Origin of the sequence: Chryseobacterium geocarposphaerae, from assembly GCF_002797535.1 — a bacterium.
GTDB lineage: Bacteria > Bacteroidota > Bacteroidia > Flavobacteriales > Weeksellaceae > Chryseobacterium > Chryseobacterium geocarposphaerae.
Map to the genome: position 1 here is coordinate 246136 of NZ_PGFD01000001.1, position 24847 is coordinate 270982.

The window sequence follows — 24847 nt, forward strand, 5'->3', positions numbered from 1 at the left end:
AAAATAAAAAATTGGACCTTTGTCTTCCTTCTAAAAATAATACTAACAAAAGAACTAATCAGGGCATAAATATGGATGAAAATTTAATGATGATATGGCAGAAATGCCTTCAGTTTATGCGTGATAATCTCAACGCAGCTGAAGATAATTCTGATCTTAAAAAGCTTGAAAAATCTTTCGACTTACTGTTTGATAAAGTGCAGCCAATTTCTTTGGTTGACAATAATCTTACATTAATGGTTCCGAGTGATTTTTACAAAGAGTATATTGAGGATAATTACCTGTCCCTGCTTTCTGCTGCCCTGAAGAAAAATATAGGAAAAGGTGTGAAACTTTGGTATTCTGTAATGGAAAATAAGCCGGTTGGTTTAGAAAAACCTGTTACGATGAATATGAAAGGAAAAACAGTTCCCACTCCGAAAGTCCAGGAAACTATGCCGCAAGGTTTCTCTTCCAACATAGTTAATCCGTTTGTGGTTCCGGGAATTAAAAAAGTAAATATAGATTCTAATCTGAAATCAGATTTTTCTTTCGAAAATTACGTAGAAGGAGAGAGTAATAAGTTTGCTGCTACAGTGGCGAGATCTATTGCCAAAAGACCGGGAGCAACTGCTTTTAACCCATTGTTTTTATATGGAGGTTATGGAGTAGGAAAAACGCACTTAGGACAGGCTGTTGGACTTGAAGTGAAAAGTCAATTTCCGGATAAGGTGGTGCTGTATCTGTCTTCTGAAAAATTTATTCAGCAGTTTATTTCAGCGGCAAAGGCGCATAAACAAACAGAATTCGCTAACTTCTATCAGATGGTAGATGTACTGATTATTGATGATATTCAGTTCCTATCAGGAAAATCTGCAACACAAGATAGCTTCTTCCATATTTTTGACTATCTGCATCAGAACGGAAAACAGATTATCCTTACTTCAGATAAAGCTCCGGCAGATATTATGGATATTCAGGACAGAATTGTTTCCCGCTTCAAATGGGGACTTTCTGCAGAAATAAAATCTCCGGATTTAGAAACCCGTAAGAAAATTATTGAAGACAAATTAAGCAGAGACGGTATCGTTCTTACAGAAGATATGCTTGATTTCCTTGCAGCGGAAGCCAAGACAAATGTGAGAGAACTTATTGGGGTGATCAACTCAGTGATTGCCTACTCTACAATTTATAAATCCGACTTAAGTTTAGAACTTTTAAAAGATACGATCAACAAAATTGCGGCTAATCAGAAAAAAGTGATCAACATTCCTTTTATTCAGGAAGTGGTATGCGATTATTTCGGAATTAAGAGGGAACAGCTTTTATCTAAAACAAGAAAAAGAGAAATTGCTCTTCCAAGACAGTTGGCAATGTATTTTGCTAAAGAATTTACCAATGCTACTTTTACGAAAATTGGAGAAGAAATGGGAGGTAAAGATCACTCAACAGTAATGTATGCATGTGAAACGATAAAAGATGTATCTAAAATCGATAAGGAAGTCAAAAAATACGTTAAAGAGCTTACCGAAAGAATTAAACACTAAAATACTTTAAATTAAATACAAGAGATGAAGAATATAGCCTATTCTTCATTTTTTGTTTAGTTTTGCCTGAAGTAATAATATTGCTTTCTAATCATTAAATCAGTTAATTTTTTAAATAAATATTCATGAAAATATTAATGGTCTGTTTGGGAAATATATGCAGAAGTCCTTTAGCAGAAGGAATTATGAAGACCAAGCTTCCTGAAGACTATATGGTGGATTCTGCGGGAACAATTTCTATGCATGAAGGTGAACATCCGGATAAAAGAGCCATAAAGACAGCAGCAAACCACGGTATAGATATTTCAAAACAACGTTCAAGACCTATTGGTGCTAAGGATTTTGAAATTTTTGATAAAATCTACTGTATGGATGTTGATGTTTTGGCAGATGTGGTTTCAAAAGCGGAGAATGAAGAACAAAGACAAAAAATATCCTTATTTTTAGAAGCTGCAGGAGATCATAAAAATACAGAAGTTCCCGACCCGTATTGGGGAGATATGAAAGATTTTGAAAACGTTTTTCAGCTTCTGGATAAAGGCTGCGACAAAATTGCAGAAAATTTATTGTTAGAATCGTAATTTACAATCATCATTAGAATAAGTCAAAACCATGCTTTTTTTATTACCTGCTTATCTTTCTGAAAATACTTCTATCACTCATTTTTCACCTGTGATTAAAGAATATATCATGCAGACAGATTACTTCTTTGTGGAAAATGAAAAAACCGCTAGGAAAGTAGTAAAGTTTTTTGCTCCTGAAAAAAAACAGTCAGATCTGAAACTTTTTCTTTTGGACAAATACACTGAGAACGCTGATATCAAAGAAGCACAGCAATTGATGCTGAAAGGTCAGGATTTCGGATTGCTTTCAGAAGCCGGACTTCCTTGTATTGCGGATCCCGGAAATTTAATGGTAAAATGGTGTCATGAAAAAAATATCAGAGTAATCCCGATTTCAGGACCTTCATCGATTATTTTGGCTCTTATTTCAAGTGGTTTTAACGGGCAGGAATTTACGTTTAACGGATATCTTCCGATTGATAAAAGCGAAAAGAAAAAACAGATTTTACAGTTGGAAAGTTTAGTTCAAAAAACAGGATATTCCCAGATTTTCATGGAAACTCCTTACAGGAATAATCAGCTTTTTGAAGATCTGACGAAGTTTTTATCTCCTAATACAAAGTTATGTATTGCTGCAAATATTAACGATCCTGAACAAGAATTTATTAGAACAAAAACTATTAAAGACTGGCAAAAACAGAAACCGGAACTTCATAAAATTCCTGCTGTATTTGTATTAGGTAAATAATTATAACAAAATTTTCAATTGTCATTCTGACGAAGGAAGAATCTCAACTACATTATTAGAGATTCTTCATTGCATTTTTGCTTCATTCAGAATGACAAGTTAAATGTTAGTTTATCTGGTATTATTTCTTCTTTCTGCCTCTCCATTTCCTCCAAAGAAAAATAAAAACAGGAATCAATAAAAAGAATGGCCAAAGTGATATAATTCCCAGAATAAAAGTCACGAAACTATTCCAACCTTCCGTTACAGAATCACCGAAACGGCTTCCGAAACCAATGTTCGAAGTGGCAGAGCTTCTTACTTTCTCTTTGTACAAGTTCAGATTTAATGTACTGTAATTTACACGGTCATCAATAAAGCGCAGTCTGCCTTCCGATACATCAATTTCGTCTTCAAGCTCGCGGATATTTTCCTGGATTTCCAGCATATCTTTCGTGGTTGCCGCACTTCTCAGCATATCTCTGTACTTTTCAAGATATATTTTTTTGTTAGCCAATTTTATCGAAACATCAGTATATTCCTCTGTAACATCATTTGATGATATATTTTTAGATAAAACAGATCCCACTCCGTTAGAAAAAGAATTGACAAGAGCATCAAAGTTTTTATGGGGAACTCTGATGGTAATATATAAATTTTCGTCTATATCCGTATTCTGAAATTCTTCCTTTTGTACGTAAGCTTTGTTGTTTTTTATAATTTCATTGATCTGATCCTGCGACTTCTTAAGATCTCCGACCTGGATTCTCATATCTCCATTTTTAATAATTTTCTTGGAAATAGTGTCAATTCTTTGTGTTGAAGAAGCCTTATTTTCTGAAGCAGTTTTCTCTGAAGGCTGAGACGCGTATGACGCAACAGGTGAGTTTACTGCTACTTTATCTTCTTGAATAATTTCTGTTAGGTCGGCACGAACTTCCTCTTTGGCAATATTTTCAGATTTTTTACAGCCGATAAGAATGATACAAAGTAGAGAGAAATATAATTTTTTCATACATAAAGTTTTGATTGTTTTATCAAAAAGTATGCGAAGAATTTATTTTTATTCCAAATTTTCAATAATTGTTTGAAATTGATGTGATTTTTATTGTTTAAGCAGTTCAAATACTTAAAATTGAATTTATTTTATATTTTTATTGAATGAAAAAGAGTCTTTTAGTCATTATATGTTTTCCTTTTTTAATCTATGCTCAGGAAGTTCCGAAACTGACAGATGAAATGGCGATTAAATTATCCGAAAAACCGCTTCACTGTATCAATCAGGAGTATCCGAATAAAACCGCACATATTATTAATAATGCCGGAGAAGTTCCGTTGAGTCCAAAAGATCTGCATCCGAGCTTCTATGGATGTTTCGATTGGCATAGCTCTGTTCATGGGCATTGGATGCTTGTTCGTTTATTGAAGACAAAACCTGGCTTACCGGTTGCAAAAGACATTGAAAATATACTTGATAACTCTTTTAAAAAAGAAAATCTTCAGACCGAAGTTGATTATTTCACAAAATATCAATTAACCGGAACATTTGAAAGAACCTACGGTTGGGCCTGGTTGTTGAAACTGGACGAAGAATTAGCAACCTGGAACCATCCGAAAGCGAAAATCTGGCATCAGAATTTAAAACCTTTAACGGATAAAATCCTGGATTCCTGGAAAACGTTCTTACCAAAGCAAACGTATCCGAACAGAACAGGAGTTCATCCCAATACAGCATTTGCTATGGTTTTTGCTTTGGATTGGGCAAAAGCAACAGGGGATAAAAATTTCGAAAATGAGTTGATAGAAAAAGCTAAATATTTCTATTTAAACAATACAAAAACTCCTGCTTATCTGGAACCGGACGGTTCGGATTTCTTTTCGCCAAGTTTAGAAATTGCTGACTTGATGAGAAGAGTTCTACCTCAAAAAGAATTCGTACAGTGGATTAATAAATTCTACGAAAAACGAAGCCTGGAAAATATTGAAAAAATTCCTGTAGTAAGTGATCTGAATGACTATCAAACGGTTCATCTGGTAGGATTGTCTTTTTCAAAAGCATGGTGTATGAAAGGAATTGCAAAATCCCTCCCGGATCATCATCCGTTGAAAAAAGAATTTCAGAAAACAGCAACTATATTTTTAAACAATGGACTTCCATTGCTCTTTCAGGGAAATTATGGCGGAGATCATTGGTTAGCAAGTTTTGCAGTCTATGCTTTAGAAGATTAATATCTTATTCCTAATTTTTTAAGAATAAAACTTAATAACCAGATCGGACCGATCAGAAGGAATTGTAAATCTTTCAGAAATGAAGGTTTTTTGCCTTCAATTTTATGTCCGACAAATTGTAAAATCCAGGTGATGATAAATATGGCCAGGTAAAAAATCCATGATTTTTTGCCAAAAGTGACATTGGCTAAAGAAACAAAATGCTCCATCAAAAGCATTACAAAAATCATGATGATGGCAATTCTCCATGACAATCTGAAATAAAAAATAGTTACCAGAGCCAGAGCGATGAAGCTTGCAATGCTCATGAATCCAAAATATTTCAGATATATATTGGGAGTCGGGATGTATGAGATGAAACCTAAAATAGTCCAGAAGATTAAAGGCACACAAATCCAGTGAATTAGTTTATTGGTAGAGTTTCTGTGACTATCGCCATATTCGGCAAGTAGCAAATCAATCTTTCTCATATCAAGGCTATTTTGTAAAATACTAAAATAATAAATTTTTGCAATCGCTCAAGACTTTGCTTACATTTGTGTTATGTCTGCCTTAGAAAAGTTCGGAGTTGATATTTTTACACAACATAATATATTCGAGAGAATTGCTGTCGATAAACCGTTCCGTCCTGAAAATCCTGCCTTCATTTTCATTAAAACGGGTACGATAAAGCTTAAGCAGCATTTCCGTGATCTTGAACTTTCTGCGAACATGTTCATGGTAACAGATCCGCAAACGATTTACGAAGTGGTTTCAGTGAGTGATGATTTTCAGTCGAGAATGGTTTCCTATAAACGTGAATTTATTTCAGCTTTATCACTAAAGTTCAACAGATTAATAACCTACCGTTACTTCAGGCAGCAAATGAACATCGGAGTTCCTTTTCATCAGGATGAAATGGATGTAGTCTGGAAAAGTGTGAATTTTCTTAAATATATCCTGGATTCGGAGACAGAAATGATGTACAAAAAAGAAATGGTGGAGCATTTGTTTTCTGTTTTCTGTTATCAGATGGCAGGAATTATTTCCAAAGAAGATAACAATTCGATGAATCAGATGTCGAGACAGGAGGAAATTGTATTTGTATTTCTGACTGATCTGGCGGAACATCATCTTACGGAGCGGTCAGTTGAATTTTATGCCGAACGTCAGTCGATTACAACCAGACATCTTTCATCAGTTATCAAGTCTATTACAGGGAAGTCTGCAAGTCAAATTATTGCTTTAGTTGTAATTAATGAGGCTAAAGTGCTTTTAAACTCTTCAAATAAAACTGTTTCGGAGGTTTCTTCAATTCTTGGATTCAGCGATCAGTACTCGTTTTCTCACTTTTTTAAGAAACATTTGGGCGAAAGTCCGTCACAATACAGACATCAGTTCGAAAACTAAAATCTTACATTTGAACATCTTTTTCCAATTCTCAAACATTTGTTTGAGTTTTTGAACGCCATAACTTTGTACTCGTAAAACAAGGTAAAATGGTAAAGAACGTAAAAACAGCACTATCACTCGTGGTAGCACTATTTCCTGCGCTGTTTTTTTCACAAGAAATAAAACAGATGACAGCGAATGAGGTGGCCGAACTTGCCGTGCAAAATCATCAGCAATTAAAAGTTTCGGCACAGAATATCGATATTGCCAAACAGAATACTAATGTTGTCAAACTTCAGAAACTTCCTACCATAACGGCTTCTACAAGTCAGTTTTATTTAGGGGATGCAGTGGCGATCGATAAAGATTTCTCCAATTCCACCAATATTCCGATGCCTCATTACGGAAGCTCTTATGCGGTTCAGGCAACTCAGCTGATCTTCAAAGGAGGATTGGTAAATAAATCTATTGAACTGGCCGGACTTCGCGAACAGCTTTCGAAATTGGATTTAGAAAGGAATAAACAGGATGTGAAATTTTTAGTCATCTCTAATTATTTGGATGTTTATAAGATCTTAAACCAACGGGAAGTATTTCAGAACAACAAAAGATTGGCTCAGGAAAGGTTAAAAAATATCCAGAAATTTTATCAGCAGGGAATGGTTACCCGGAACGAAGTGATTCGTGGTGAACTGGCCATCAAGAATTTAGATCAGGGAATTTTGACTTTAGCTAATAACAAGAAAATCCTGAATTATAATTTAAGTATTGCGTTAGGTTTACCAACAGATACGGAGATCATTCCCATTGAAAGTCTGGAGAGCAAGGATGCCGGAATCGGAATGGAATATTATATAAATCTTGCTCACGAAAGCAATCCTTTAATGAAATCTGCGAAAACCAATATGGACGTTGCAGACAAAAATATTGAGATTATCAAAACCGATAAGTTACCTACGGTTGCAGGCTTTGGAGGATATACTTTACAAAGACCGGTTACCACAAGAAATCCTGTGCTGGATATGTATTCCGGAGGTTGGCAAACAGGAGTTTCTTTAAGCTATAATATTGACAATTTATATAAAACGAAAGAAAGAGTAAAGCTAGGAGAGCTGCAGAAAACGCAGGCCAATGATGCGATGACGTTAACCCAACAGAATATTGATATGACTGTGAACGCGGTCTATGTAAAATACCAGGAATCTATTCAGCAGGCAGATATTTTAAATGATGCTAAAAGATTGGCGGAAGAAAATTATAAGATTACAGAAGCTAAATATTTGAATCAATTGGCAGTGCAGGCGGAAATGATTGATGCACAGAACCAGAAGCTGCAATCAGAACTGGATTATGCCAATGCGGAAATCAATGTGCTGTATCAATATTACAATCTTCTGAAATCTACGGGAACTCTTTAATTTTTAAAACTGAAAACAATGGAAAACAAGGAACAAAATACTCAAAATACATCTTCAGTACTTGTACAGTCAAGTGCTGCAGCAAAAAAGAAAGAAAATAAGAAAAATAAAATCAGAGCCATCATTTCAAATGTTATTGTCTTTTTGGTGATCGGTTTCGGATTGTTCTGGCTGGTTCGTGAATATTTTCATATTGGAGACAAAACTTATACCGAAGCAGCGCAGGTTGAGGAATTCATTAACCCGATTAATACAAGGGTTTCTGCTTATATCAAAGAAATAAAATTTATAGAGCATCAAAAGGTTAAAAAAGGTGATACACTGGTCATTCTTGATAACCGTGAAATTTTAACGCAGCTTGGTCAGGCTGAAGCGGCTTATCAAAATGCTTTGGCTCAAAAAACAGCTACAAGCTCATCGGTAAATACCGTTTCAAATAATGTTAATGTCATGGAATCTAACATTGCCGGTGCAAAAGCAAGACTTTGGAATGCTGAACAAAACTTAACCCGATATAAAAATCTTCTGGCTTCTGAAGCGGTTACAAGACAACAATATGATCAGGTAAAAACTGAGTATGACGCTCAAAAGGCTGCCTATGAAACGTTGGTGAACCAAAAGCAGTCAGCTAACCTTTCGACTACGGAAGTTAAAAGTAAATTAGGAATAAATGATGCCGAAATTAAAAGAACGAAATCTGCTTTGGATATGGCAAAAATCAATTTGTCTTATACGGTGATTACAGCACCTTATGACGGAGTAATGGGAAGAAGAACAATCTCCGAAGGACAATTGATTCAACCGGGACAACAAGTGGCAACGATTGTCTTAAACGGACAAAAATGGGTAACTGCCAACTTTTTGGAAAACCAGATGCCCAATATTAAAATCGGGGAAAAAATGATGATGACGGCAGATGCTTTGGGCGGACAAAAATTTGAAGGAGTGGTAACTGCAATTTCTGCGGCAACTGGTTCAAGGTATTCAAGTGTTCCGACAGATAATTCGACCGGAAACTTCATTAAAGTTCAGCAGAGAATTCCTGTGAGAATTGAGTTTACGGCTTCTAATAAAAAAGAAAATGTAGATAAGCTGAGTGCAGGGATGAACGTGAATGTGAGTTTTGAAAGTAAAAAGTAAAAAGTGAGATTCTATAAGTTAAAAAAATAGTAAGAGTTCAATTGAATTGATTATAAATCTACATAATACTTGAATCTTTTTACTTCTTACTTGGCTCTTATTTAAATCAACAAAAATGTACAACAAAGGATTATATAACGACTGGGTTCCGAAACCTGCACAGCTTTTACTGATTATATTGCTTCTTGCCGTAGTGATGCCATTGGGTGGAGTTTACGTGGGAAACATCAGTTATATAGTAAGCAGAACCGGTGCGATGACCGAATATTTCATGTGGGCGAATTATGCGACAACCATAGGTATGGGAGCATGTATGCCGGTTGTTCTCAGAATGAAAATGAGATTTAAGGTTCGGGATAAAATGACTGTTTTACTGGTGCTTTTGGGATTGCTGAGCTATCTCAATTCAACCACTCTTGATCCGATGATCTTTGTGTTTTCTTCATTATGTATAGGATTTTTGAAAATGATGGTAACGATAGAACTGTTTTTACCATTAATGGCAATGATCGGTAACCGGGGAATTTTTTACGGTGCGTTTTATACCTTTGTCTTAGTGCTTAATCAGATTTCTGGATATTATGCGGCACAGGTTTCAATTAATTATAACTGGCAGCATTTTTATGTCATCATGGCGGTCGCATGTTTTGTACTGGCTTTGGTGCATTGGGGTTTTATGCATGATAAATACTTTGCGTTAAAAGTTCCACTACATTATATTGACTGGCTGAGTATCCTGCTTTTTGTTTCTACATTTATGTTTTCGGCCTATGTTTTCTCATTTGGGAAACAGCAGGACTGGCTCAATTCAAAAAATATTATCAATGCGAGTATAGCAGCTTTCTTGAGTTTTGCTTTGTTAACTATTCGTCAGCTCACTTTAAAAAGACCTTATCTTTCTTTTAAAATATTCACAAAAAATAATGTTCAGCACGGATTGTTCATGCTTTTTATGTTAGGAATGTTTTTAGGAACAACTACAATTCAGAATTCTTTTGCAGTGGGAGTTTTGGGGTATGATCAATTAACGAATGCCAAATTAAACCTGTTAATGATTCCCGGGCTTATTGTAGCAGGAGTTATCGCAATATTTTGGTTTAAAAAAGAAATCCCATTAAAGATGTTTATCTTTTCCGGTTTTTCAGCAATGTTAGGCTATGCAATCGTAATGTACTTTTCGATGGTGCTGGAATTCAATTATGAAAACTGGTATTTACCGATGTTCCTGAAAGGATACGGAATGGGTTCGCTTTTTATTTCCGTTTGGTTTTATACGTTGGATAAACTGGAAATGGATGATATGTTGGCTGCTATCGGATTGGTATTGGTATGGAGAACATTTTTAGCCGTTGGAGTTTTCTCCGCAGTGTATTCATGGTTCCTGTATCATTTTCAGGTGGTTTCCATCGGAGATCTGGCTGTTTATATGGACGGAATGACTGTTACTTCCCAAAATGCAGCAGCTTTTAAAGCTATTCAGCTGAATGCCATCATTGTAGCCGGTAAAAAAATATTCGGATATATTATTCTGGCAGGAATATGTGTATTGGTTTATGTTTTTATACATCATTTCGGAAAAGAACGTTTCGGGTATGTAAGATTTGTTAAAATATTAAGTGGAAAATCAGCTTTAGCAAGAAAGAGACTGCGCGAAAGAAAAAGATTGTTACATGAAATAAAAGATGCAGCGGGTCCTGCATTATAAAGAAACCTTGTTTTTCACCTGTAAAACTCCATTTTATTGTAAGATGGGGTTTTACTTTTTTTATGGCTAAAAAATTAAACAATTATTTAAGAATATGAATTTTTTCATACTGATTTATTTTTATTGTTTCTAAATAAAAATTATTTTTGAAAATATTTTTATAAAATTTTTAATCAAGAAGAATGAAAAAGCATTATGTTGTTGCTGCTTTACTGATTTCAGGAGCTGTATTTTCTCAAACGACTACGGATTCTACAAACGCTAAAAGTATTGAGGATGTAGTCATTGTAGCTTCAAGAAAACCTACGAAAATCTCCGAAATTCCCGGTACGGTTTGGGTTGTTCAGAAAGAAAAAATCCAGGAGCAGGTAAAGAGTGGAGTTCCCATTAAAGAAATGTTGTCTATTTTAATTCCGAGTATGGATATTGGTCCACAAGGAAGAACCAATTACGGACAAAATATGCGCGGACGTTCTGCTTTAATTATGATTGACGGCGTATCATTGAACAGCATACGTACCATCAGCCGACAGCTTGATGCGATTGATCCTTTTAATATTGAAAGAATTGAAGTGCTTTCCGGGGCAAGTTCCATTTATGGAGGGAATGCAACAGGAGGGATTATAAATATCATTACCAAAGTTCCTTCGAAAAAAGGAATTAGTGGGGAAACAGAAGTGGGGGTCCGTACCGGGTTTATGGGGAATGATGACCATGATTTCCGTGCGGCACAATCTATTGCAGCAAAAGGAGAGAAGCTTTTCGGGAGATTAGGAGTTGCGTATCAGCAAAACGGCGGAGTGTACGGAGCTGATCAAAAACAGATCCTTACCGATATTACGCAGACGGATCTTCAATACAACCAGTCTTTAGATATCCTGGCAACGGGAGGGTATAAGTTTAATAACAACCATAAAATTACGGCTTCTGTTCAGTATTATAATTCCAAATTTAATGGAGATCGCAGTTTATATTTAGGTCAGAATCTTGCTGCTTTTACTACAAAAAATGCAAGTCTGCTGGAAATGAGAGATGGCTTTTCTTCGGATAAAAATATCGGAACGGAACGGTATATGGGAACCTTAGCCTATAATGGGAATAACATTTTAGGCGGTCAGGATCTATATGTTCAGTTGGCAACAAGAGGAGAAAAATTAGGTTTCTATCCGTTTCCGGGAACCGTAAAATTACCGGCAACAACTTCTTATATGTCTTCTTCCCAACAAAATACTTTTTATTCAGGCTTAAAAGCTTTATTGTCAAAATCCTGGCGAGGACTTAGTGTAACGTACGGGGTAGATATAGATCTGGAGAAATTTGAAGGAAATCAATCAGTGTACGATATCGCTAAGACCATGTCGAGTGGTGGCTTAGTTAATGAAACAAAGTACAGCTTGGGAAGATATCCTACCAATCATTCGGAAAGTTATGCAGGATACGTTCAGGCAAAATACAATATTCTTCCAAAATTACAGCTTAATGGAGGCATAAGATATCAGAATATGAATGTAAGAGTAGATGATTTCATAGGATCGCAGCAGCAAACTCAGGTGGCTATGGGATACGGAGCATCAGCTTCTGCCATTCCGGGAGGAAAAAGTTCTTATAATGTGACTCTTACCAACGCGGGATTGCTCTATAAATTTAATGAACAGCATCAGGTTTGGGGAACTTTCTCACAAGGAGTAAGTTTAGCAGACCCTTCAAAATACTACGGAATTGGAGTGTATACCCTGAATGCAGGCACAGGAAACTGGGATGTTACTTCAAGTATTAATGTAAAGGAGCAACCTTTACAGGCTATTAAAACCAATCAGTTTGAAGCAGGTTATCGTATTAGCAAAGGAGGATTAAGAGGACAGATTGCCGGATTTTTAAGTACTTCGGATAAAAATATTACGGTAGACAGAACCTCATTCCAGATTTTGGTTAATGATCTGAAACTAAGAAATATGGGAATTGAAGCTGAGGTTTCTTACAGCATGAATAACGGAGTGTATTTCGGAGCCAGCGGATTGTTGATTCAGTCTCAGGTAGATAATAAAGGCGAATGGCAAAAGCAGGAGATTTACAATGCTTCTCCATCAAAATTGGTGACTTATATTGGTTATAATGTCAAAAACTGGTCATTCAGATTCCAGTCATTGCAAAACTTTAAATTGAAGGATGATATTAATAACGAGATTGATGGTTATAATACCTCCGATTTAATGGTAGGTTACCGATTCAATTGGGGAAAATTCAATTTAGGAATTCAGAATATCTTTAATACAGATTACCAAACGATCTGGAGTAAGCGTTCTCAGGTGTTATATTCTTCCTATGGTATTCCTGAACTGTTTAATTATAAAGGAAGAGGAAGAACGTTCAATCTTTCCTATACTTTTGAATTTTAATTTTATAATAAAATAAAAACAGACTTCTTTATTGAAGTCTGTTTTTTATAAGTTAATCGGTAATTTTTAATTACGGAAATACTGTCTTACATCCGCTGAATCAAAAGTATAATCTGCCTGATTTTCAGATTTGTCTAATTTTTTACTGATGGTTAACGCCCATAAAACAAGTTCTTTGCAGAAGTTTTGGTCTTCTTTGCTCAATTCAGAGGCGTTTTCTTCAACAACTGTTGTAAGTGGTTGTATCTTATTCAGTTTAGCATAGAATTCTTTATCCGTATCTGAATAGTTTAACTCAAGCTGATTCTTCGAAAACCATTGGATCAAGTCTGTATATGGAGTTTTAATTCCCTCTTTTTCCAGTTTTGAAATACGCGGGAAAATATCCTCAAACAATCTCATAATGGCCTGATCAATCAGAATTTTGGCAACATGATCTGCACCTTCCTGTTCTCCTTCATACACCAGTTCGATTTTTCCGGTAATGGAAGGAATAATAGACATAAAATCTAAAAGACGGATGCTTGTTTTTTCTGAACCGGTTTCCAAAAGACGCAGTTTAGCCGCTGCAAAAAGGTTTTCCATGGCACTGATCGTCAATCTTGCGCTTACTCCGCTTTTGACATCCACATATTCGCTGTCTCTGGCTACGAAAGCTACTTCTTCCAAAAGATTTTTCGCCAAATCAGAGATCTGGATTTTGTCCCGATCTTCTGAAGAAATTAAAGCCTCCTGCTCGGTAATCTGCTTGGCAAGCTCAACACTTTTAGGGTAATGAGTGAAGATCTGAGAACCGATTCTGTCTTTTAAAGGCGTTACAATACTTCCTCTGTTGGTATAATCTTCAGGATTTGCAGTAAATACAAACTGAATATCCAAAGGCATTCTCAACTGAAAACCTCTGATCTGAATATCACCTTCCTGTAAAATATTAAACAGTGAAACCTGAATTCTGGCCTGCAGATCGGGTAGTTCATTCAAAACAAAGATCGAGCGGTTGGCTCTCGGGATCATTCCGTAATGTAAAACTCTTTCGTCAGAATAAGGTAATTTTAAAGTTGCAGCTTTAATAGGATCAATGTCTCCAATTAAATCTGCAATATTGACATCAGGAGTTGCCAGTTTTTCAAAAAAACGGTCTGAACGGTGAACCCATGAGATAGGTGTTTCATCACCAAGTTCAGCAATCAGATCTCTCGAATACTTTGATATTGGATGAAACGGACTGTCATTAATTTCGGAACCTTTTACAATCGGCATATATTCGTCCAAAAGATTGACCATGCTTCTGGCAATTCTTGTTTTTGCCTGTCCGCGTAATCCTAAAAGATTGATATGATGACCTGCCAAAATTGCTTTTTTCAATTGCGGAATTACGGTGTCTTCATAGCCGTAAAGTCCTTCAAAAACAGGTTCTTTTGCTTTGATTTTAGCAATTAAATTAGCCTGAATTTCCTGATTGATGGTTTTATGAGTATATCCTGAATTTTTTAGTTCTTTAAATGTTGTATCGTTTTTCATTTGTCTAATCATATAATGTTTTATATAGCAGTATTAATTAACGTCTTACTTTGGTTTAACTAACTGCTTTATTTTGGTTTGTAAAGACATTTAACTTTTATCTTTTTCCTTGGCTCTTTTAAATTCTTTTAATTCTATTCTTCTCGTAATCTTCAAAAATCATCTGTCCTAATCCTGAAAGTCCTGTAAGGAAAGCTTTTCCTTTATTCTGAGCGGTAAAGATCTCAACAAATTTTCGGAGATAAGGATCCTGTGCAATCATAAAGGTAGTGATCGGAATTTTCAGTTTTCTTGCCTGTGCTGCTTTATGAAGACACTCGGAAACAATTCTTTCATCAAGTCCTACACTGTTCATGTAATATTCTCCGTTCGGTAACTTCAGGCAGCTTGGTTTACCGTCGGTAATCATGAAAATCTGCTTGTTGGTATTTCTTTTTCTTCGCAGAATATCCATTGCCAGCTCCAAGCCGGCTACCGTATTTGTATGATATGGCCCGACTTGCAAATAAGGCAAATCTTTAATTTTAATCGGCCATGCTTCATTTCCGAAAACAATAATATCAATAGAATCTTTCGGATATTTTCGTTTAATTAATTCCACCAAAGCCATGGCTACTTTTTTGGCGGGAGTAATCCGGTCTTCGCCATACAGAACCATAGAGTGACTGATGTCTATCATTAAAACCGTGCTCATCTGAGCTTTGTGTTTGGTTTCTTCTACGATGAGGTCGTCTTCAGTCATTTTGAGATCTGAAATCCCGTTGTTGATCTGTGCGTTTTTCAGACTTTCGGTCATATTTACCGCTGATAAATCATCTCCATATTGGAAATTCCGGTTTTCTCCATCACGTTCATCTCCGATTCCGGTTTTGGTGGTTCGGTGATTTCCGACACCACTTTTCTGGAGCTTCCCGAAAATCTGATCCAGGGCATACTCTCGCAGTGCGGCTTCCAGTTTGGCAGTCAGTACATTTTTACCTTCTCCGGTTCTGGAATTGCCGTCTTCAGGATCTTCCGCTTTGATATAGCCGCGTTTTTTCAGATCTTCTTCAAAATCTTCACGGGTATATTCATCATCGAAAATATTGTATTCTCTGTCGAGCATATCGAGCCATTCAAAAGCTTCCTCAAGATCGCCGGAAGTGTGGATGAGCAAATCTCTGAATACATCGAAAACCCTGTCGAAATTGGAAATTTCCTCCGGAACATGCTTACTGAAAGTAAAACCCTGATGAACATTAAAACTTTTATTTGTCATGAGGTTGTTCTTGTTTTAAAAGATACAATTTAGGAAATAATGTGGGAACAACGTTGCCTGAGAAATAGAAAATGTTAATCATGCTTATAAAGTATTAAAATGAATTTGAGATGTATGATAGGTAAAAGTCTAATTACAATTATATTTTTCGTTTCTTTTTAGAAGATATTATCTTTGCACTCATATTTACAACTATGAAAGACTTAATGGGACGCGCTATCTGGGATTTTTATCATAACGAAGATCCGAAAGATTTGCAGACTGAAACTTCAATTTCCGAACTGGACGAGCTTCCGGTAGATTATCTTTTCCGCGATTTTGAAAATATGAATGATATTGAACAGAAAGCCTTAAAACTGTCCAGAGGAAAAATCTTGGATATTGGAGCAGGAGCAGGGTCGCATTCTTTATATCTTCAAAATGAAAGAAATCTGGATGTTACCGCATTGGATATTTCACCAAAATCGATTGAAATTTGTAAGCTAAGAGGAATTAAGAAAGCTGTTGCAGAAGATATGCTTCAGTTTGAGGGAGAAACTTTCGATACGATCTTGCTGCTGATGAACGGAACCGGGATTTTCCAGAGTCTTAAAGTTATTGATATTTACCTAAAGAAACTTTATTCTTTATTAAATGATAAAGGACAAATCCTTATTGACAGCACAGATATTTTATACATGTTCGATAAAGATGAAGATGGCGGAGTTTATATTCCGGCAGAAGGATATTATGGAGAACTGGATTATATCGTTCATTACAAAGGTGAATCTGAGGATCCTATTAAATGGCTGTACCTGGATTTCAATACTTTGAAAAATGCGGCTGAAAATAATGGTTTTAAAATTGAGAAAGTTCTGCAGGATGAAGATGCTTATTTAGCTAGACTGACTAAAAAATAATGAATTTAGAATGTTCGACAGGTTCATCATGACATTGCGAATATTCCATTTTGATGTCAAATTTATTTTATGCTTTATAAGATAAGCAAATAGTATTAGAAATGTCATGCTGAGCTTGCCGAAGCATCTTTTTTTTAAAGTATAAAACAAAAAATCCACATGAAATTCATGTGGATTTCTTTATCTGAAATATTAAAGATTATCCAATCTCAATACCATTTTCAACATTGCTGTCATCCGGAGTTACAAAAGATAGCTTTCCATCAGGTTTTGTTGTTAATAGCAACATTCCCTGAGATTCAATTCCTCTGATCTTTCTTGGAGCAAGGTTTAATAAAATCATTACTTGTTTCCCGATAACCTCTTCAGGAGTGAAGCTTTCTGCAATCCCCGAAACTACAGTTCTTACATCAACACCCGTATCAACGGTAAGTTTTAATAATTTATCTGCTTTTTCAACTTTTTCAGCTTCTAAAATGGTTGCTGTTCTTAAGTCTATTTTCGTAAAATCATCAAAAGTGATTTCTTCTTTCATAGGATTGGCGTTAGGGTTTGTTTTTTTATTGTTTTGCTTTGTGTCTTCTAATTTCTGGATTTGGGCTTCAATCACATCATCTTCAATTTTTGAGAAAAGAAGAGATGCTCCATTAATTTTGTGACCCGTTTCAATTAAAACAGATTTTGTCTCAACATCATTCCAGCCTGACCTCTGCACATTGAACATGTTCAATAATTTCTCAGAACTAAAAGGCATGAATGGTTCACACAGCTGAGCTAAAGCAACTGCAATCTGAGCTCCAACAAATAAAGATTGTGCTGTTTTCTCAGGATTGTCTTTAATGGTTTTCCAAGGTTCTTCTGTCTGAAGATACTGATTTCCGAAACGAGCTAAATTCATCAAAGCTGTTAGAGAATTTCTGAATTCATAATTTTCCAGGAATCCTGAAATTTCTTTCGCTGCTTTGTTGATTTCCTTTAATTCGGGACTGCTCATATCACCTTGAGGAACAATTCCGTCATAATATTTATGAATTAAAACAGCAACTCTATTGATAAAGTTTCCAAAAATTCCAACTAATTCAGAATTATTCTTCGTCTGGAAATCTTTCCAGGTAAAATTATTATCCTTTGTTTCCGGAGCTGATGAAAGAAGAGCATATCTCAATACATCTTGTTGTCCCGGGAAATCTTCTACATATTCGTGTGCCCAAACCGCCCAGTTTCTTGAAGTTGAAATTTTATCATTTTCAAGATTCAGGAATTCAAAGGCAGGAACATTTTTCGGCATGATATAATCTCCATGAGCCTTCATCATCGAAGGGAAAATAATACAGTGGAACACAATATTATCTTTTCCGATAAAGTGAACCAAATCAGAATTTTCGCTTTGCCAGTAATCTTTCCAGTCTTTTCCGTTTTTCGCAGCCCATTCTTTGGTGAAAGAAATATAGCCGATTGGCGCATCAAACCATACATACAGAACTTTTCCTTCTGCACCCGGAAGCGGAACAGGAACTCCCCAGTTCAGATCTCTGGTCATTGCACGAGGTTTCAGTCCGTCATTTAACCATGATTTAACCTGTCCGTAAACATTGGGTTTCCAGTCGTCTTTATGACCTTCAATGATCCATGCGTTCAGGAAGTCTTCATATTCATTGAGTGGTAAATACCAGTTCTTTGTTTCTTTTAAGATAGGAACATTGCCGCTTAGCATTGATTTCGGATTGATCAATTCTGATGGAGAAAGGGTAGAACCGCATTTTTCACACTGGTCACCGTAAGCGTTTTCGTTGCCGCAATTCGGACAGGTTCCGACGATATATCGGTCTGCCAGGAATTCTCCAGCCTGTTCGTCAAAATATTGTTCAGACAGTTCTTCGGTGAATTTTCCTTTTTCATAAAGAACCTTGAAGAAATCCTGACTTGTTTCATAATGATTTTTAGACGTCGTTCTTGAATATTCATCGAAGGAAATCCCTAGGTCTGAAAAAGATTTTTTAATGATTTCGTGGTATTTGTCGACGATATCCTGAGGGGTAACCCCTTCTTTTTTAGCTCTTATGGTAATAGGGATCCCATGCTCATCTGACCCACAGATAAACGCTACATCTTTTCCCAATCTTCTCTGAAATCTTGCGTAAACATCCGCAGGAATATAGACACCTGCCAAATGTCCTATATGAACCGGTCCGTTTGCATAAGGCAAAGCTGCCGTAATCATCTTTCTGTTTGACATTTAATAGTAAAGTTTTAGCTGCAAAGATACTGATTATCTCCGAAAATTAATATTTGTGATTTTTTAATAGTCGTAAAATATTAATTATACGTTAAACCTAAATATTTTGTTAAACAATTGTTTAACTTTTTATTATAATATAGATTGTATTATGTTTAGCATATCATCGTTTAATGTATTGGTCTATAGCAATCTAACTTTTTATTGGGTTTTAATATAAATAATTTTATTTTAATTTTTTGTTAATTTTATGATAATTATAAAATTTTTATAAATTGCAAGTCTGGTTTCATGCCAGAACTATAACGAAACTATATAAAAATAAGATTGTGAAAAACTTTACAACAGTACTAAAAATTGCGCCTGCATTTTTATTGGCTAGTTCCATGATTCACGCGCAGACCAAAGACTCTATCACCAAAGAGAAAAAGATAGAGGAGGTTGTTTTGATTGGATATGGTAAGCAGAAGAAAACGGATATAACCGGATCAATCTCTTCCATCAGTGCAAAAGATTTTAATGGGGGTGCTACTTCACCCGGACAATTGATTCAGGGAAAAACTCCCGGAGTTTCCATTGTAGGGAATAGTGGTGCACCAGGAGCCGGAACTGCCATCAGAATTCGCGGTATTGGATCTTTAAGCGGATCTCAGTCACCATTAATTGTAATTGATGGCGTACCTCAAGATTTTAGCGGGATAAGTGGGGCTTCTGATCCTCTTTCCTTAATTAATCCCAATGATATTCAAACATTTGATATTTTAAAAGATGCTTCTGCTACAGCGATCTATGGAAACAGGGCTTCAAATGGGGTAATTTTAATAACCACAAAGCAAGGAACAGCTGGTAAATTGAAAATTAACTTTTCAACTTTAGCTTCTGTGTCTACAAAAATGGGAAATGTAGATGTCTTAGATGCTGATGCATTCAGATCTTTTGTCAATCAAAATGCATCACCAAGCTATGTTGCCAGACTGGGTTCGGCAAATACAAATTGGCAGGATCAGATCTATCAAAAAGCTTGGGGTACAGATAATAATGTTTCATTCTCTGGAGGTGTTAAAGGTTTACCATACAGGGTATCATTAGGTTACAATGAACAAAATGGTATTGTAAAGACCAATTCTTTCCGCAGAACGTCAGCAGCATTCAATTTGAACCCAAAATTCTTTGATAATCACTTGAGTGTAAACGTTAATGCTAAAGGAACATTTACCGATAATCGTTTTCCAGCAACAGGAGTGATTGCAAATGCTACTTATTTTGATCCGACTCAACCTGTGTATTCGGGAAATTCTAATTATGGTGGATATTACGAATGGCTAGATCCGGCTTCTAACACTGGGTTAAACGTTAATGCAACTGCAAATCCGGTAGCTCAGTTAAATGCTGTAAGAGATGTTTCTTCTGTCTGGAGAGCTCTTGGGAATATACAGCTGGATTATAAACTTCATTTTTTGCCTGATTTACATTTCAATGTAAATGCTGGATATGATTATTCAAAAGGGGAAGGTGCAATTACCATTGATCCGGCTTATAAATCTGGTATCGGGGTCTTAGGCTCATACAGACCTTATTCAATGGAAAAGAAAAATAAGTTATTGGAAACTTATTTTAATTATACAAAAAATATAACAAGCTTAAAAACAAATGTAGATCTTACTGCTGGTTATGCTTATCAGGATTTTCATACTACTGCACCACTTGTAGTGACAAATCAAGGAAATGGACAAACAGCAGGGCAAGTAAATCCTGTTGACAGGAAATTGGTTCTACTTTCATTTTATGGAAGGGCGATATTTACTATAGCCAATAAATATATCATTTCAGGATCAATAAGACGAGATGGTTCTTCTAGATTTTATAACGGAACAAGAGATAATCTTTGGGGAAATTTCCCAGGAGTCTCTGTTGCTTGGAAAATTAATGAAGAAGAATTTCTTAAAAACTCAGGACTTAATACTTTAAAATTAAGAGCTGGTTGGGGTAAAACAGGAAATAATGAATTGGGAGATAATTATTATCCGGCATTTGCTTCATATAGTCCGAGTGTTCCTGGTGCACAATATCAATTCGGTTCACAGTATTATTATATGCTAAGACCAGATATTTATAATCCTAATCTGACTTGGGAAACCACAACAACACAAAACCTAGGAGTTGATTATGGTTTTGCAAAAAATAGAATTTACGGTGCAATTGATGTATTTAAGAAAAAAGCAGAAAAGTTATTAGTAGACTCACCGATTGCTGCTGGAGATTTAAGTAATCATAATATCTTAAATGTTGGTAGTATGGATACTAAAGGTATTGAAGGATCCATCACTTTTGTGCCTATAAAAAACGAGCGTACAACTTGGGAAGTATCTTTCAATGCTACACATTATAATTCTAAAGTAACCAATCTTGTAAGTGCAGCAAACGATTCATTCTTTATTCCAATAGGAGACATTACTGGAGGTGTTGGAAATAAAATCCAGGCTCATGCTGTAGGATACCAACCTTATTCTTTCTTAGTGTATCAACAGGTATATGATAATAACGGGAAACCTTTAGACGGCGTTTTTGTGGACAGAAATGGAGACGGAGTTACTAATGCAAGTGATATGTATTATTATAAATCTACTCAGCCTGATGCAATTTTAGGTTTTAATACGAAAGTAAATTATAAAAACTGGGATTTTGGATTAAGCGCAAGAGCTGTATTAGGAAATTATGTTTACAATAACGCTGCCTCTAACAGTTCATTACAATCTGCTTCTACTAATAGTTATCTTCAGAATGTATATTCTTCATCACCACAATATCAATTTTCATTACCTAGATATTTCTCTGATTTATTTATTGAAAATGCATCATTCTTCAGATTGGATAATGTGAATTTGGGATATAATTTTAAAGATGTATTCAGTAAAGGAAGTAGCCTGAAAGTTTATGGAATGCTTCAGAATGTATTTGTAATTACAAAATACTCAGGAGTTGATCCCGAAATTTTCGGTAACATAGATAATGGGTATTACCAAATGCCTAAAGTATATTCTTTGGGGCTTAATTTTCAATTTTAAATAGAATAACAAATGAAACCTAATAAAAATATTTTCAATAAAATAACAGTAGTTGCAGCTTTGGGATTACTGACGATTTCGACTTCATGTGTTAGTGATCTAGAGCAAGAGCCAAGAATAGGAGTCACTTCAACAAATGTTTTCAATGATTTTGCAAACTATCCAAGTGCATTAGCCAAAGTATATGGTGGTTTTGCGAGTGGAGGGCAAGAAAGTAATGGAGGAAATTCGGATATTAATGGTATTGATGGTAACTTTTCTCAATATACAAGATTATTATACACGATGCAAACATTACCAACAGATGAAGCGGTTATTGCTTGGAACGATGGTACTTTGCAGACAATTCATAAAATGACTTGGGATTCTTCAAATGAGTTTATTGCTGGAATGTATTATAGAATTTATACAGAAATTGCTTTTTGTAATGAATTCTTAAGGAATGTGACCGATGAAAAACTGGCATCAAATAATATCACGGGAGATAATCTTAAAGAAGCAAAATATATGAGAGCTGAGGTTAGGTATCTAAGAGCTTTATCATATTACTATGCACTGGACTTATTCGGTAATGTTCCTTTTGTAGATGAAAGCTATTTGCCGGGTTCTACTAATCCTCCTCAAAGAATTACTCGTGCCGATTTATTTAATTATGTTGAATCTGAGCTATTAGCAGTTGCTAATGATATGAGAGATGCACGAACTAATGCTTATGGTAGAGCAGATAAAGCTGCAGCTTGGTCATTGCTTGCAAGACTTTATCTAAATGCACCTATTTATAATGGAAGTAATCATAATAATGATGTAATTACTTACACTAATAAAGTAATTGCTGCAGGATATTCTTTAAAAACCAAATATTCAGATTTATTCTTGGCAGATAATGACAAAAATAACGCTGAAACTATTTTCCCTATTGTATTTGATGGAGTTCATACCCAGACTTCTGGTGGATCTACCTATATGGTTCATGCTGCAGTTGGAGGTAGTATGCCTTCAGAAAGTATGTTTGGAATCAATGGGGGATGGGGTGGTTTAAGAACTACAAAATCTTACGTTGCATTGTTTACAAATTCAAATGATCAGCGAGGGAATTTTTATACTAGTGGACAAAACCTTGAAATCAATAATTTAGGGGAATTTACAGATGGTTATGCTTTTATAAAATATAAAAATTTAACAAGTACAGGACAGTTTGGTTCAGATAGTGCAAAGAATTTCTGTGATGCAGATATTCCTTTATTTAGACTAGCAGATATTTATTTAATGTATGCTGAAGCAACTCTAAGAGGAGGAAACGGTAATACAGCTACTGCTTTGCAATATGTTAACGATATTAGAACAAGAGCTGGCTATACAACGCCATTAGCCTCTATTAACCTTGATTTTATACTTGATGAAAGAGGAAGAGAATTAGGATGGGAAATGACAAGAAGAACAGATCTTATTCGTTATGGTAAGTTTACCACAGGATCATATTTATGGCCGTGGAAAGGAGGAGTAAAAGATGGTAAGAGTGTCGAAAATTTTAGAAATCTTTATCCAATTCCAGCTAAGGATCTAGTTGCAAATCCAAATCTAGTTCAAAACCCAGGGTACTAATCTTAAAACACGATCAAAATGAAACATTTATTTAAAATATTAACATTTGCCCTAATAGGTTTTCTCATAATTGCTTGTGAAAAGGATGAAGATCAGGCAATTTTAGGAGATGGAACAAAGCCGTCTTTATCTGCAGATGCAACAACATTGGTTTTATTAAAGGATGATGAGGCTAATAAGGCTGTTAAATTCAGTTGGGTAAATCCTGTTTTTGATACTCCTGTATCGTTAAGTAATTCTTTGGAATTTGCTAAAGCAGGACTTAATTTTCAAGGAGCACACAGTGTTGATATTACTGCAAAAGACTTATCAGGAACTTATACAGTTGGAGATTTCAATAAAATAATGTTAGATTCAGGTTTTTTACCAGGAGTTGCAACTGCTATTGAAATTAGAATGAAATCTTCTGTTGGTAACGTAGCATTATATTCCAATTCTGTTACAATGACAGTTACTCCTTATTTAACAGCATTCCCTTCCTTTTATTTGGTAGGCGATGCTTCTGCAGTAGGCTGGGATGCGGGAACCTCTCAATTACTTTATAAGAAAGATAATTTTTCAACAATCTATACTTATTTGGAAAATGGTAAAACATTTAGATTCCTTGGACAACAAGGATGGGACCCGCTTAATTATAGTTTAGATACGGCAGGAATGAATGCAGGAAACAAATATTTTAAAACTTGGTCTACGAACTTAGTTGCTTCAACTCCTGAAAACATTCAGTTCAATGGAGTTACAGGAATGTATAAAGTTGTTATTGATGCGGATGCAGCAGTAAAGTCAATTACAGTTTCGGCATCTCCTGTGAATAGCTGGAATCCTACGAATGTTTATTTAGTAGGTACTGTAAATGGTTGGAATGCGGCAACGGCAATTCCAATGACAAGCCTAGGTAACGGGAAGTTTGAGTATACAGTAGCACTTCCTGCTGCTTCAGAATTTAAGTTCTTAGGACAACAAAGTTGGGGAGACCTGGATTGGGGAAATATTACAGCCGATGGAAACACAGGATATCTAGGACCGAAAGGAAGTAATGGTAATATCAAGTTTGATGGAACAGGAGGTAATTATAAAATTTCCGTAAATGTGAAATTAGGAACTTACAAAATCCAGCCATTATAAAATTAATTTAATCTGAATTTACATAGCCAAGTGCTGTTTTTATAAAAGCACTTGGCTATTTTTAAA

18 protein-coding genes are annotated in these 24847 nt (G+C 35.4%); 13 read left to right on the forward strand and 5 right to left on the reverse strand.

Features of this window, described 5'->3' with window-relative positions; genetic code table 11:
* The first annotated feature begins 71 nt into the window (after nucleotides 1–71).
* The 3 genes from dnaA (at nucleotide 72) to CLV73_RS01135 (ending at nucleotide 2837) form a co-directional block, all read left to right on the forward strand.
* Nucleotides 72–1526, forward strand: coding sequence for a chromosomal replication initiator protein DnaA (dnaA, locus tag CLV73_RS01125; protein ID WP_100376943.1), 1455 nt, complete (start codon nucleotides 72–74; stop codon nucleotides 1524–1526).
* 125 nt (nucleotides 1527–1651) lie between these two features.
* Nucleotides 1652–2107 carry a low molecular weight protein-tyrosine-phosphatase gene (locus CLV73_RS01130; RefSeq protein ID WP_100375066.1) on the forward strand — a complete coding sequence of 152 codons (456 nt, stop codon included), beginning with the start codon at nucleotides 1652–1654 and terminating at the stop codon, nucleotides 2105–2107.
* Nucleotides 2108–2138: 31 nt separating this feature from the next.
* Complete coding sequence (locus tag CLV73_RS01135; protein ID WP_100375067.1) at nucleotides 2139–2837, forward strand: SAM-dependent methyltransferase; 699 nt, start codon at nucleotides 2139–2141, stop codon at nucleotides 2835–2837.
* A gap of 121 nt (nucleotides 2838–2958) precedes the next feature.
* Here CLV73_RS01135 and CLV73_RS01140 read toward each other — a convergent pair whose 3' ends face one another.
* Nucleotides 2959–3831, reverse strand: a complete 873-nt coding sequence (locus CLV73_RS01140) for a DUF4349 domain-containing protein (RefSeq protein ID WP_100375068.1) — start codon at nucleotides 3829–3831, stop codon at nucleotides 2959–2961.
* A gap of 146 nt (nucleotides 3832–3977) precedes the next feature.
* Here CLV73_RS01140 and CLV73_RS01145 point away from each other — a divergent pair, with 146 nt between their 5' ends.
* Complete coding sequence (locus CLV73_RS01145) at nucleotides 3978–5045, forward strand: DUF2891 domain-containing protein (RefSeq protein ID WP_100375069.1); 1068 nt, start codon at nucleotides 3978–3980, stop codon at nucleotides 5043–5045.
* Here CLV73_RS01145 and CLV73_RS01150 read toward each other — a convergent pair.
* Nucleotides 5042–5515 carry an Mpo1 family 2-hydroxy fatty acid dioxygenase gene (locus CLV73_RS01150; protein WP_100375070.1) on the reverse strand — a complete coding sequence of 158 codons (474 nt, stop codon included), beginning with the start codon at nucleotides 5513–5515 and terminating at the stop codon, nucleotides 5042–5044. The two genes, CLV73_RS01145 and CLV73_RS01150, sit on opposite strands and share 4 nt — an antisense overlap.
* Nucleotides 5516–5588: 73 nt before the next feature.
* Here CLV73_RS01150 and CLV73_RS01155 point away from each other — a divergent pair, with 73 nt between their 5' ends.
* The 5 genes from CLV73_RS01155 (at nucleotide 5589) to CLV73_RS01175 (ending at nucleotide 13075) form a co-directional block, all read left to right on the forward strand.
* Nucleotides 5589–6434, forward strand: a complete 846-nt coding sequence (locus CLV73_RS01155; RefSeq protein ID WP_100375071.1) for a helix-turn-helix domain-containing protein — start codon at nucleotides 5589–5591, stop codon at nucleotides 6432–6434.
* Nucleotides 6435–6523: 89 nt separating this feature from the next.
* Nucleotides 6524–7834, forward strand: a complete 1311-nt coding sequence (locus CLV73_RS01160) for a TolC family protein (RefSeq protein ID WP_100375072.1) — start codon at nucleotides 6524–6526, stop codon at nucleotides 7832–7834.
* 18 nt (nucleotides 7835–7852) lie between these two features.
* Nucleotides 7853–8974: an HlyD family secretion protein gene (locus CLV73_RS01165; RefSeq protein ID WP_100375073.1), complete on the forward strand. Its 1122-nt coding sequence runs from the start codon at nucleotides 7853–7855 to the stop codon at nucleotides 8972–8974.
* 115 nt (nucleotides 8975–9089) lie between these two features.
* The gene (locus CLV73_RS01170) at nucleotides 9090–10679 is read left to right on the forward strand and encodes an MFS transporter (RefSeq protein ID WP_100375074.1); all 1590 of its coding nucleotides are present in this window, start codon (nucleotides 9090–9092) and stop codon (nucleotides 10677–10679) included.
* Between the two features lie 182 nt (nucleotides 10680–10861).
* On the forward strand, nucleotides 10862–13075 hold the full coding sequence (locus tag CLV73_RS01175) for a TonB-dependent receptor (protein ID WP_100375075.1): 2214 nt from the start codon (nucleotides 10862–10864) through the stop codon (nucleotides 13073–13075).
* A gap of 66 nt (nucleotides 13076–13141) precedes the next feature.
* On the opposite strand, the gene CLV73_RS01180 is transcribed toward CLV73_RS01175, so the two are convergent.
* Entirely contained in the window at nucleotides 13142–14596 is a 1455-nt protein-coding gene (locus CLV73_RS01180) for a sigma 54-interacting transcriptional regulator (RefSeq protein ID WP_100375076.1), read from the reverse strand.
* Between the two features lie 118 nt (nucleotides 14597–14714).
* Nucleotides 14715–15854: a vWA domain-containing protein gene (locus CLV73_RS01185; RefSeq protein WP_100375077.1), complete on the reverse strand. Its 1140-nt coding sequence runs from the start codon at nucleotides 15852–15854 to the stop codon at nucleotides 14715–14717.
* Between the two features lie 194 nt (nucleotides 15855–16048).
* Here CLV73_RS01185 and CLV73_RS01190 point away from each other — a divergent pair, with 194 nt between their 5' ends.
* On the forward strand, nucleotides 16049–16753 hold the full coding sequence (locus CLV73_RS01190; protein WP_100375078.1) for a class I SAM-dependent methyltransferase: 705 nt from the start codon (nucleotides 16049–16051) through the stop codon (nucleotides 16751–16753).
* A 199-nt stretch (nucleotides 16754–16952) separates the two neighbouring features.
* Here the strand turns inward: CLV73_RS01190 and metG are convergent, their stop codons facing one another.
* Nucleotides 16953–18989, reverse strand: a complete 2037-nt coding sequence (gene metG / locus CLV73_RS01195; protein WP_100375079.1) for a methionine--tRNA ligase — start codon at nucleotides 18987–18989, stop codon at nucleotides 16953–16955.
* A 329-nt stretch (nucleotides 18990–19318) separates the two neighbouring features.
* Here metG and CLV73_RS01200 point away from each other — a divergent pair, with 329 nt between their 5' ends.
* The 3 genes from CLV73_RS01200 to CLV73_RS01210 are packed head-to-tail and all read left to right on the forward strand — an operon-like array spanning nucleotide 19319 to nucleotide 24781.
* On the forward strand, nucleotides 19319–22054 hold the full coding sequence (locus CLV73_RS01200; protein WP_100376944.1) for a SusC/RagA family TonB-linked outer membrane protein: 2736 nt from the start codon (nucleotides 19319–19321) through the stop codon (nucleotides 22052–22054).
* 12 nt (nucleotides 22055–22066) lie between these two features.
* Nucleotides 22067–23656, forward strand: coding sequence for a RagB/SusD family nutrient uptake outer membrane protein (locus tag CLV73_RS01205; RefSeq protein ID WP_100375080.1), 1590 nt, complete (start codon nucleotides 22067–22069; stop codon nucleotides 23654–23656).
* 18 nt (nucleotides 23657–23674) lie between these two features.
* Nucleotides 23675–24781, forward strand: coding sequence for a SusE domain-containing protein (locus CLV73_RS01210; RefSeq protein ID WP_100375081.1), 1107 nt, complete (start codon nucleotides 23675–23677; stop codon nucleotides 24779–24781).
* Nucleotides 24782–24847: the final 66 nt, after the last annotated feature.